This window comes from Streptomyces sp. NPDC058307 (assembly GCF_042880295.1).
Classification (GTDB): Bacteria; Actinomycetota; Actinomycetes; order Streptomycetales; family Streptomycetaceae; genus Streptomyces.
The window spans coordinates 111,498-123,384 of record NZ_JBHVYZ010000010.1 but is presented as its reverse complement, the minus strand read 5'-3'; the positions used below and the strand labels follow the sequence as shown (position 1 = coordinate 123,384).

Annotated in this window: 6 protein-coding genes and 1 pseudogene; 3 read left to right on the top strand and 4 right to left on the bottom strand. The window is 71.2% G+C overall.

The window, feature by feature from the left end:
- On the top strand, window positions 1-916 hold a 916-nt coding region (locus ACFVYN_RS10465), incomplete at its 5' end, for a C40 family peptidase (RefSeq protein ID WP_389995392.1).
- A 43-nt stretch (window positions 917-959) separates the two neighbouring features.
- Here the strand turns inward: ACFVYN_RS10465 and ACFVYN_RS10460 are convergent.
- Window positions 960-1,312 (bottom strand): annotated as a pseudogene (locus tag ACFVYN_RS10460) (IS200/IS605 family accessory protein TnpB-related protein); the annotation flags it as partial.
- A gap of 208 nt (window positions 1,313-1,520) precedes the next feature.
- Between ACFVYN_RS10460 and ACFVYN_RS10455 the strand changes: the two are divergent.
- Both ACFVYN_RS10455 and ACFVYN_RS10450 read left to right on the top strand, forming a co-directional pair.
- Window positions 1,521-4,424 carry a glycosyl hydrolase 115 family protein gene (locus ACFVYN_RS10455; protein ID WP_389995485.1) on the top strand — a complete coding sequence of 968 codons (2,904 nt, stop codon included), beginning with the start codon at window positions 1,521-1,523 and terminating at the stop codon, window positions 4,422-4,424.
- A gap of 208 nt (window positions 4,425-4,632) precedes the next feature.
- A complete protein-coding gene (locus ACFVYN_RS10450) occupies window positions 4,633-5,403 on the top strand; it encodes a response regulator transcription factor (RefSeq protein ID WP_389995389.1) in 771 nt (256 codons plus the stop codon).
- Here ACFVYN_RS10450 and ACFVYN_RS10445 read toward each other — a convergent pair.
- From ACFVYN_RS10445 to ACFVYN_RS10435, 3 genes are all read right to left on the bottom strand, one after another.
- Window positions 5,378-6,853 carry an MFS transporter gene (locus tag ACFVYN_RS10445; RefSeq protein WP_389995482.1) on the bottom strand — a complete coding sequence of 492 codons (1,476 nt, stop codon included), beginning with the start codon at window positions 6,851-6,853 and terminating at the stop codon, window positions 5,378-5,380. The two genes, ACFVYN_RS10450 and ACFVYN_RS10445, sit on opposite strands and share 26 nt — an antisense overlap.
- A 107-nt stretch (window positions 6,854-6,960) precedes the next feature.
- Window positions 6,961-8,406, bottom strand: a complete 1,446-nt coding sequence (locus ACFVYN_RS10440; protein ID WP_389995386.1) for an alpha-amylase — start codon at window positions 8,404-8,406, stop codon at window positions 6,961-6,963.
- A 62-nt stretch (window positions 8,407-8,468) separates the two neighbouring features.
- The gene (locus ACFVYN_RS10435) at window positions 8,469-11,843 is read right to left on the bottom strand and encodes a pyruvate carboxylase (RefSeq protein ID WP_389995383.1); all 3,375 of its coding nucleotides are present in this window, start codon (window positions 11,841-11,843) and stop codon (window positions 8,469-8,471) included.
- Window positions 11,844-11,887: the final 44 nt, after the last annotated feature.

Here is an 11,887-nt window from a genome sequence, read left to right as displayed (position 1 = left end):
CGACACCGGCTTCCCGGAGTACACCGCGCAGGCAGGCACGGGATTCCCCGAGTACAGCCCGCAGGCCGGTACGAGGTACCCCGACTACACCGGGCAGCTCAGCACCGCCGCCGTGCCTGAGTACACCGCACCCACCACCACCGGCTACTCGGACTACAGCGGTCAACTCGGCACCGGCCTACTGGAGTACTCCACTTCGGCTGCCACCGGATTCCCCGAGTACGCGGCACAAACAACCACTGGGTTCCCCGAGTACGCGGCGCAGACGACCACCGCGTATCCCGCGTACGCGGCGCAGACCACCACGGAATACCCCGGGTACTCCGCCCTCACCGCTCCCCTCGCGGCGATCGCGCCCCCGCCCGTCGACACCACCCGGACAGCCCCGCCCGTCCCGGCCGTCCCCGCCGCGACACAGGGCATCCCGGCCATCCCGGCCCCCCGCACCCCCGAGCCGGACTGGCAGACACCCCAGCCGGCCCCGGCCGCCGTCGCCAACCCCTTGACCCTGGCCCCCGAACCGGACCCGGAACTCCCCACCCCCGACCCCGGTTACGACTCGAAGGTCATCCAGGTGCTCGCCTTCGCCCGCTCCCAGATCGGCAAGCCGTGTGTCTGGGGCGCGGCGGGCCCGGGGTCGTACGACAACTCCGGTCTCACCCAGGCCGCCTGGAAGGTCGCCGGCGTCTCCCTCCCCCGCACCTGCGTCGGGCAGGCGAGCACCGGCACGGCGGTGCCGCTGTATGCCATGCAACCCGGCGATCTCGTCTTCTTCCACGACGACTTCAGCCATGTGGGCCTGTGCACCGGCAACGGCATGATGATCCACGCACCTGGCCCGGGGGCGTCCATCCGCGAGGAGTCGATCTACCCGACCGGCGAGTCGATCATCCGCGGCGCGATACGGCCCGCCTGACACCCCGCGAGCCCCGGAACGGGAACGTGACACGGCACTCCCCTCACGCGCACCGTTCCTGAAGACCGAGCGGGAGTGAGTCCTGTTGCCAGGACTCGTGCTCAGCCGGGTGTCTCGAACGGTGTTGGCACTTTGGTCGCCCGCTTTCGCTCCACGGCCGGGCGGCACGCATCCGGTGCGCGGTCCGGGAATGTGGGGCGGGTTTCCGGGCGCCTGCGGGTGTCCGGTCGGGCCTGGGCGGTCCGATGCTGTGGTGAGCGGCTGCTGCCAGTGCTGGGCGCCCCAGCGGCTGGTGTAGGCAGGGTCGACCGCTACGACGGCGATGCCCTGCTCGGCGGCCATCGACACCAGCCGGGCCTTGTGCTTCGCGGTGGGGAAGCGGGAGATGAGGCGGCGAACAACCACCGCATCCAGTACAGGCGCGCACTCACGATCACCAGAAGTCACTCCTGCTGAGTCCAGCGGCAACAGTTACCAACCCCTGGACGCCCCCGGATCCCTCGCCTAGGGTTCCGGAGAAAGCGCTTTCTGGCCTGACCATGCCAACCAGGAGGGGCGTCTCGTGCCGCACCAGCAATGGACCCGCAAGTCCTTCCTCCGGGGAATGGCCGCCGTCGGCGCGGCCCCCTTCCTCCCCGGTCTGATCCCGGCGAGCGCCCACGCGGCCTCGGCCGGTCGCCCCGACTTCCCGCTGGCGGCGGGAGGTGCGGCCGTCGGCATCTTCGTGGACGGGGCGGACGACCCCGCCGTCGTCCGCGCCGCGGGCGACCTCCAGGCGGACGTGGAACGGGTCTCCGGGGCCAGACCCGACCTCCTGCGCACACTGCCGCGCAGCGCCCCGCTGCTCGTCCTGGTGGGCACCCTCGGCGCGAGCCCCGCCATCGACCGGCTCGCCGCACAGGCCCGCCTGGACGTCTCCCGGGTCAAGGGCCGCTGGGAGGCGTCCGTGACCCAGGTGATCGAGCGTCCCCTGCCCGGGATCGACCGTGCGCTGGTGATCGCGGGCAGCGACCGGCGCGGAACCGTCTACGGGATCTACGACACCTCGGAGCGCATCGGTGTCTCGCCCTGGTACTGGTGGGCCGACGTCCCCGTCGAGCGCCGCGACACGGTGACCGTGCCCGCGGGGACCTTCACCCGGCGCGAACCCTCGGTCCGCTACCGCGGCATCTTCATCAACGACGAGCAGAACCTGACCACTTGGTCGCACCGCACCCAGGAGACCGACAAGAACATCGGCCCCGAGACGTACAAGCGCGTCTTCGAGCTGCTGCTCCGCCTCAAAGCCAACTACCTGTGGCCGGCGATGCATCCGTACTCCGACTTCTTCAACAAGTACCGGGAGAACCCCGAACTCGCCGACCGCTACGGCATCGTCGTCGGCTCCAGTCACCCCGAGGCCCTGCTGCGCAACGGCGTCCACGAGTGGGAGCCGTGGATCGCCGAGCACCCGAACGCCGACGGCAGCGCGCCGGTGTACGACTACACGGTCAATCCCGCCGTCATCTCCGACTACTGGAGAGCCCGGGCGAGACAGAACGCCGCCTACGAGAGCAGCTGGACCCTCGGCATGCGCGGCCTGCACGACAGCGCTCTGGAGACGAGGTACGCCACCACGATCCCGGAGAAGGTCGTGGTGATGAACGACATCATCGCCGACCAGCGAAGGATCCTCACCGAAGAGGTCGGCGCCGCGGCCGAGCCGCAGATCTTCATCCCGTACAAGGAGGTCCTGGACCTCTACAACGCGGGTGTCCGGGTCCCCGACGACGTCACGCTGATCTGGCCGGACGACAACCACGGCAACATGCGCCAGCTGCCGAACGAGGCGGAACGGGCGCGGGCGGGCGGCAACGGGATCTACTACCACCTCTCCTACTGGGGCCGCCCGAAGAGCTACCTGTGGCTGGACACGACCCAGGTGACCAAGGTCTGGCAGGAGTTGCGGCGGGTCTACGAGCACGGCACCGACCGCATGTGGATCTTCAACGTCGGTGACCTCAAGTCGATCGAGACCGGCCTGTCCTTCGCGATGGACATGGCCTGGGACGTGGACCGCTGGGAGGCCGACGAGGTCGAGGGCTTCCTCGCCGAGTGGGCCGGGAGGCAGTTCGGGCGGCGCCATGCCCACGAGATCGCCGCGATCCGTACGGAGTACTACCGGCTCGCCGGGGAGCTGCGGCCGGAGTTCATCGCCGCGGGCCTCGTCTCCGTCGTCCACCACGGCGACGAGGCGGGGCGCCGGATGGCGGCGTACGACCGACTCCTCGCGCGGGTCCGGGCGGTGGGTGCCGAACTCCCCGAGGCGTACCGGGACGCTTTCTACGAGCTGGTCGAATACCCGGTGCACGGCGCGTACCTGATGAACCTGAAGTACTACTGGGCGGACCGCAACGCCCTCGCGGTCCGGCAGGGCCGGGGTGCCGGCGCGAACCGTTTCGCGGACCTGGCGCTGTCCGCGCACACGGCGGAGGCCGCGCTCACCAGCCGGTACAACACCGAGGTTGCGGGCGGGAAATGGGACGGGTTCATCAATCCGTATCCGTCGCAGATCCCGAAGGCGCCGGGGCGTCCGGCCGTCACCCGGGTGACCCGGCAGGAGACCTCGGGGCTCGGGGTGGCGGCCGAGGGGAACGAGACCGGGGCGGTCCGGCCGCTGTCGTTCTCCTCGTACACCCGCGACCGGCGCTTCGTCGATGTCTTCAACACGGGTTTCCTGCCCCTGGAGTGGGCGGCCGAGACCAGTCACCCCTGGGTGGTGCTCAGCGCCACCGGCGGCTCGCTGACCGAGCAGCGGCGGGTGTGGGTCGAGATCGACTGGGAGCGCGCTCCCGAGGGGGCGCAGGAGGCCACGGTCGTCCTCGCGGGCGCCGGGCAGCGCTTCGAGGTGCCCCTGCGGGTGGTCAACGGCCGCAGGAGGGCTCGTGGTTTCGTCGAGGCCCACGGTTACGTGTCGATCGACGCCGCGCACGCCGACCACCGGGTGACGCGCGGCGGCTGCCGCTGGCGGACCGTGCGCGGCCTCGGACGTCGTACGGGGGCCGTCGAGGCCGTTCCGTCCACGGCGGCTCCGATCACCGGTGACTTCGCCTCCCGGGCCCCGGAGTTGCGGTACCGGGTGCGGTTCAGCAGCACCGGCACCTTCCCCGTGACCGTCTTCCGGCTGCCGTCGCTGGACGAGCGGGGGCAGCGGCGGGTGGCCGTCGGACTCGACGACCAGCCGGTGACCGTCCTGTCCGGGCAGGCCGTCGCGACCGGCAACCGGGGGGACGCCTGGGCCCGCCAGGTGGAGGACGGCGTCGAGAGACTGACCGCCACCGTGACGGTCGCCGAGGCCGGAGAGCATGTGCTCAGGATCTTCATGGTCGATCCGGCGATCGCCGTGGACCAGATCGTGATCGACACCAGTGGGCTGGCCGCCACGTATCTCGCGCCGCCGGAGAGCTACCACCCGGTCTTCAATCCGGAGCCCGCGCCGGGGCCGGGTCTGGAGGCGCCGAACCAGTAGGGCCATGGCTTCGTGCGGGCCGCCGGTCCCCCGTGCCGGCGGCCCGCACGCGTCGCGGCCGGCGCTGCCGTCCTAGCGGGGAGACAGGCGTATCCGACGGGCCGCCCTCCCCCCACTGCGGCCCGCCGGAGCTTCAATGTGCTGGAGTACATCCGAGAACGTCGATGTTGCTCGGATGAAGTGTGGGTCAGCGAGGTACTGGGCCGGTATGGGTACAACTGCCTATGAGCGGATGCTGTCGGTCGCCGTGGCCGCGCTCCACGAACGCGACCCCGAGCGGCTGTGGCCCCTGCTGGCGGCCGAACTGCCTGTCCTGTGCGGTGGCGACGCCCTGATCTACAAGCTGGACAACTGGAACGAGAGCGAGGGCACCCTCGGGCTGTCCCCCGGCGCCGACGCGGAGTTCACCTCGCTCGGCGAGGAGGAGGCGGGACTGCTGCGCTCGGGCTACCCGTTCGCCGGGCACTACGCGGGCCGGGCGGACCGGATGCCGGTCACGGCCCGCCGGGTGGCCGGCCGTTCCTGGCCGGGGAGCCCCACCGCGCGGCTGCTCGACGGACTCCTGGACGTCGACCACGTGCTGGGCATTCCGCTGCCGCAGTCGACCACGCCGGTCACCGGGTGCATGGTGTACCGCTCCGGGCGGGACTTCAGCGACGACGGACTGCGTCTGGCCGAGCGGTTGCAGCCCCTGCTGGCCGCCGTCGAGCAGCAGCGGCAACTCCTGCGGCGGCTCGACGCCCCGTCCGAGGAGGCCGCGGACCTGGCGCTCACGCCCCGGGAGACGACCGTGCTGCTCCTGCTCGGCGACGCTCTGACGGCCGTGTCGATAGGCCGCAGACTCGGGATATCCGAGCGTACGGTCCACAAGCACATCGCGAACATCTACCGCAAGCTGGGCACGCACGACCGCGTCAGCACGGTGCTGCACGCCCAACGCCTCGGTCTCGTCCCTACGGCAGCGGCGACCCGCCCTTGAGGCGTTCCAGGTCGGCGGGGCGGACCTGGATGGCCACGACGGCGATGAGGGCGGCGAGCACCGCGAAGATCGCGGCCACGACGAAGGCGGCCGAGACACCGGCGGTCAGGACCTCGTCGCCCCAGGAGCCGGGAAGTTGACCGGTGTGGGCGAAGAGCCGGCGCTCCGCCGGGGTGGCCTGGGCGAGGAAGCGGGGGACCTGCTTCTCCGCCTCGTTGGTGCTGGCGGTGCCGAACATGGTGACCAGGATGGACAACCCCAGCGAACCGCCGACCTGCTGAGTGGCGTTGAGGAGCCCGGAGGCCGCGCCGGTCTCCTCGTTGGGCACGTTGGAGAGGGCCATCAGGGTCAGGGACACGAACTCCATGCCCATGCCGAGGCTGAAGACGAGCATCGGGCCGAGGACACTGCCCGCGTAGGTGGAGTGGATGTCGGTCAGGGTCAGCCAGGCAAGCCCGGCCGCGGCGAGGATCGCGCCGCCCACCATGAAGGGCTTGGGCCCGTACACGGGCAGGAACCGCGAGGCGAGACCGGCACCGATCGCGATGACCGCGCTGACCGGCAAAAACGCGAACCCGGTCGCCAGCGGGCTGAAGTTCAGGACGTTCTGGGTGAAGAGGGTCAGGAAGAAGAACATGCCGAAGATCGCGGCGGCGAGGCACAGCATGATGCCGTAGGTGCCCGCGCGGTTGCGGTCGGCGAACATGTGCAGCGGGGTGATCGGCTGCCGGGACCGCTTCTCGACCAGCACGAACAGCACGAGGAGGACGACCGCCGCGGCGAACGAGGCCAGCGTGAACGGGTCCCGCCAGCCTTCCTGGGCGGCCCGGATGAAGCCGTACACGAGCAGCACCATGCCCGCTGTGGCGGTCAGCGCTCCGGTGATGTCGAAGTGGCCGGGATGCCGCTCGGACTCGTGGATGAAGCGGGGCGTGGCGAGCGCGATGAGCAGTCCGATGGGGACGTTGACGAACAGCACCCACCGCCAGTTGAGGTACTCGACGAGGATTCCGCCGGCCAGCAGCCCGATCGCGCCGCCGCCCGCCGAGACCGCGGCGAAGACGCCGAAGGCCCGGTTGCGCTCGGGTCCTTCGCGGAAGGTCGTGCTGACCAGGGAAAGGGCGGTCGGTGACGCGATGGCGCCGCCTACGCCCTGGAGGGCGCGTGCGGCGAGGAGTTGGCCCTCGTTCTGGGCGAGCCCGCCGAGCAGCGAGGCGAGCACGAACAGCAGCACTCCGCAGATGAACATGCGGCGTCTGCCGAGGATGTCGCCGGTCCTGCCGCCGAGCAGCAGCAGCCCGCCGAAGGTGAGGGTGTACGCGTTGACCACCCAGGCCAGGCTGGTGGTGGAGAAGTCCAGGGAGCGCTGGATGTCCGGGAGCGCGATGTTCACGATGGTGATGTCGAGCACCACCATGAGCTGGCAGGACGCGATGACCAGCAGCGCCATGGCGTTTCCGCCCCCGCCGGCGTCCGGTGGGGTGGTCCGTGGTGCAGAACTCGCCTGCGGGTCGGTGCTCATGGTCTCCGTTCGACCGTACGCCCCCGCCGTGGCGGTCACCACTTGAGGACGTGGCATTCCCAGGCCTCCAGGGACACGAACAGACCGGAGTCGGCCAGTTCGCCTCCGTCACGGTCGTACACCGCGCCGGTGAGCAGGTCGGTCGCCCGGCACGCGCGGCCCCTCAGGTCGTCCCACGGCAGGGGCAGCCGTGCCCGGGCCGGGCGGTCGGAGTGGTTGACGACGACCAGGTGGCCGGCGTCGGCGTGCGTCCAGGTCCAGGCGAGGAGATGGCGGTGGGTGTCGTTGTCCGGCAGGCCCTCCGGTGTCACCGGCCGCCAGTCTCCCCGGCGCACGGCGGCAGCGGCGGGCAGCAGTCGGCCGTAGAAGTCCCGCAGGGGCTCGTCGACGGGCTCCTGCGGTCCGCGGCGCAGGAACACGGGGAGCCGCACCCGGCGGCCCTCGAACTGGCCCTCGTGCCAGAGCGTGGCGCCGGGCAGGGTCGCGACGACGACGGCCGCCGCGCGTCCCCGGTCGCCGGGCAGGGTGGCGGCGGCCCGCGGCTCGTCGTGGTTCTCCAGGAAACGGACGAGACCGCGCTGGTGAGCGAGGTCGGCGCCCAGGTGTGCGCGGACGGAGTGGGCGTCCTCGTGCAGCAGACGGTCGTAGAGGCGTTTGTCGTAGCAGTGGTCGAAGCCCTGCTCCTGGAGGGGCTGTTCGAGGTCCCAGTAGGTCTCGGCGACGAAGAGGAGGTCGGGGTGGCGGGCCCTTACGCGCGCGATGACGTACGGCCAGAAGTCCTCGGTGGGGGCGGTTCCCGCGCGGTCTCCCCAGGTCCTGCCGAAGATGTCGTTCATCAGCAGCATCGCCATGTCGACTCGCACGCCGTCGGACTGGTCGCCGATGGAGACGAGGGTGGCGACGGTCGCCTCTCGGAGTTTGTCGCTGAAGGCGTTCAGCTGCACGACGTCGGCCCAGGGCGGGAAGTACGGGTCCCGGCCGCGGGCGTAGATCCCCGCCCCGGCCTCGATGAAGTCGGCCGGGGCGCGGGCCAGGTCGTCGGCGGTGCCCCGGACCAGATGGTCGGGGGCCGAGGTGAGCCAGGGGTGGTCGGGAGCCACGTGGTTGGGGACGTGGTCGAGAAGCAACCGCACTCCCCGCGCCGCGAGTCGGGCGCGGGCGGCGGCCAGTCCGTCCGGTCCGCCGAGGGAGGCGTCCACGACGTAGTCGCGTACGCAGTACGGCGATCCGGCGATGTCCGCCTCGGTCACGTCGGGCAGGGCCTCGCGGAAGGAGGCCATGAGCCCTTCGTCGTGCAGGGCGATCTCCACTCCGGCCGGGCTGCGTTCCCACACGCCCATGAGCCACACGGTGTCGACGCCGGGCGGCGCGACACCGTCCCAGACCTCGCCGGGCACGTCGCCGAGGGTGACGGGACGGCCGTAGCGGCGGCTCAACTCGCCCAGCCAGACAAGGGTGTTGATCTCGTGGATCACTGTCATGACAAGGGCTCCTCCCTGTCACCGGCCGCCCGCGAGGACTCCCCGCGGGCGATCGCGCCGGCTCAGGCGATCTCGACCAGCAGGTCACCGCCCTCCACCTGCTGGATCTTGTTGATGGCGAGGCGGGAGACCCGTCCGGCCTTCGCGGCGGTGATCGAGGCCTCCATCTTCATGGCCTCGATGGTGGCGACGGTCGCTCCGGCGGCGACCTCGTCGCCCTCGTTCACGCCGAGCGTGACCACTCCGGCGAACGGGGCGGCGACATGGCCGGTGTTGGAACGGTCGGCCTTCTCCGTGGTCGGGATGTCCGAGGAGACGGCGGCATCGCGGATCTGGATGGGCCGCAACTGCCCGTTGAGCGTGGACATCACCGTGCGCATGCCCCGCTCGTCGGCCTCGCCGATCGCCTCCAGCGCGATGAGGAGGCGCACACCGGGCTCCAGGTCGACGGCGTACTCCTTGCCCGGACGCAGGCCGTAGAAGAAGTCCTTGCTGTCCAGGAGGCTGGTGTCGCCGTAGGTCTGACGGTGGGTCTCGTACTCGCGGGTCGGGCCGGGGAACAGGAGCCGGTTGAGGGTCGAGCGGCGGTCCTTCTCCAGGCCGGTGCGGTCCTCGGCGTTCAGTTCCTGGACGGGCTTGGCTTCGGCGCGGCCCTGCAACGCCTTGGTGCGGAAGGGCTCGGGCCAGCCGCCGGGCGGGGTGCCGAGTTCGCCGCGCAGGAAGCCGATCACCGAGTCGGGGATGTCGAAGCGGTCCGGGGTCTCCTCGAACTCCTTGGGGGTCACCCCGGCGCCGACCAGGTGCAGGGCGAGGTCGCCGACCACCTTGGAGGACGGGGTGACCTTGACCAGGTGGCCGAGGATGTTGTCCGCGGCGGCGTACATCGCCTCGATGTCCTCGAAGCGGTCGCCGAGGCCCAGCGCGACGGCCTGGGTGCGCAGGTTGGAGAGCTGGCCGCCGGGGATCTCGTGGTCGTAGACGCGCCCGGTCGGGGAGGCGAGGCCCGCCTCGAAGGGGGCGTAGATCTTGCGGACGCTCTCCCAGTACGGCTCCAGGTCGCCGACGGCCCGCAGGTCCAGCCCCGTCGGCCGGTCGGAGTGGTCGGTCGCGGCGACGATCGCGGAGAGCGAGGGCTGCGAGGTCGTACCTGCCATGGAGGCCACGGCCCCGTCCACGGCGTCCGCGCCCGCCTGGATCGCGGCCAGGTAGGTGGCGAGCTGGCCGCCCGAGGTGTCGTGGGTGTGGATGTGGACCGGCAGCTCGAACTCGCGGCGCAGGGCCGAGACGAGCTTGGCCGCGGCGGGGGCGCGCAGCAGGCCCGCCATGTCCTTGACGGCCAGGACGTGGGCGCCCGCCTCCACGATCTGCTCGGCGAGGCGCAGGTAGTAGTCGAGGGTGTAGAGGCGCTCGTTCGGGTCGGACAGGTCCGAGGTGTAGCACAGGGCCACCTCGGCGATCGAGGTGCCGGTGGCGCGTACGGCCTCGATGGCGGGGCGCATCTGGCTGACGTCGTTGAGGGCGTCGAAGATGCGGAAGATGTCGATGCCGGTCTCGGCGGCCTCCTGCACGAAGGCGTCGGTCACCTCGGTCGGGTACGGGGTGTAGCCGACGGTGTTGCGGCCGCGCAGCAGCATCTGGAGGCAGATGTTGGGCACGGCCTCGCGCAGGGCGGCGAGCCGCTCCCAGGGGTCCTCGGCGAGGAAGCGCAGGGCGACGTCGTAGGTGGCGCCGCCCCAGCACTCCAGGGAGAGCAGCTCGGGCAGGGTGCGGGCGACCGTGGGGGCGACCGCGAGCATGTCCTTGGTCCGTACGCGCGTCGCCAGCAGCGACTGGTGGGCGTCGCGGAAGGTGGTGTCGGTGACGCCGATGGTCGGCGACTCGCGCAGCCAGCGGGCGAAGCCCTCGGGGCCCAGCTCGGTGAGCTTCTGCTTGGAGCCCGCGGGCGGCTCGATCTCGGGGGTGCTGGGGAGCTTCGAGGCCGGGTCGATCAGGTCGGGCCGCTCGCCGTGCGGCTTGTTCACCGTCACGTCGGCCAGGTAGGTCAGCAACTTCGTGCCGCGGTCCGCGGAGTGACGGGCCGTCAGCAGGTGCGGGCGCTGCTCGATGAACGACGTGGTGACGTTGCCCGCCTGGAAGTCCGGGTCGTCCAACACCGCTTGCAGGAACGGGATGTTGGTGGCCACACCGCGGATGCGGAACTCGGCGACGGCACGCCGGGCCCGGTTGACCGCGGTCGTGAAGTCCCGGCCGCGGCAGCTGAGTTTGACCAGCATCGAGTCGAAGTGGGCGCTGATCTCCGTACCGGCGTGGGTGGTGCCGCCGTCGAGGCGGATACCGGAGCCGCCGGGCGAGCGGTAGGCGCTGATGCGGCCGGTGTCCGGGCGGAAGCCGTTGGCGGGGTCCTCGGTGGTGATACGGCACTGGAGGGCCGCGCCGTGCAGCTGGACCGCCTCCTGGGAGAGACCGAGGTCGGCGAGGGTCGCGCCCGCCGCGATCCTCAGCTGGGCCTGGACGAGGTCGACGTCGGTGACCTCCTCGGTGACCGTGTGCTCGACCTGGATGCGCGGGTTCATCTCGATGAAGACGTGGTTGCCCTCGCGGTCGAGGAGGAACTCGACGGTGCCCGCGTTGCGGTAGCCGATCTCGCGGGCGAAGCGGACGGCGTCGGCGCAGATCCGGTCGCGCAGGTCCGGGTCGAGATTGGGCGCGGGGGCCAGCTCGATGACCTTCTGGTGGCGGCGCTGAACCGAGCAGTCGCGTTCGTACAAATGGATGACGTTGCCCTGCCCGTCGGCGAGGATCTGCACCTCGATGTGGCGGGGCTCGACGACGGCCTTCTCCAGGAAGACGGTCGAGTCGCCGAAGGCCGAGGCCGCCTCGCGCGCGGCCGCCTCGATGGACTCGCGCAGCTGGGCGGGGTCCTCGACCCGGCGCATACCGCGTCCGCCACCGCCGGCGACGGCCTTCACGAAGATCGGGAAGCCGACGTCCTCGGCCGCCCTGACCAGCTCGTCCACGTCGCTGGAGGGCGCCGAGGAGCCCAGCACCGGAACCCCGGCGGCGCGGGCGGCGGCGACCGCGCGGGCCTTGTTGCCGGTCAGTTCGAGGATGTCGGCGCTGGGGCCGACGAAGGTGATGCCCGCTTCCTCGCAGGCCCGCGCGAGCTCGGGGTTCTCGGAGAGGAAGCCGTAGCCGGGGTAGACGGCGTCGGCGCCTGCCTGGCGGGCGGCGCGGATGATCTCGTCGACGGAGAGGTAGGCCCGCACCGGATGGCCCGGTTCGCCGATCTCGTAGGCCTCGTCGGCTTTGAGTCGGTGCAGTGAGTTGCGGTCCTCGTGCGGGAAGACGGCGACCGTCCTCGCTCCCACCTCGAATCCCGCGCGAAACGCGCGGATCGCGATCTCACCACGGTTGGCGACCAGTACCTTGCGGAGCATTCCCGTTCCCTTCGGCCTGCCGGTGACGCACCCATGTTCTCGGC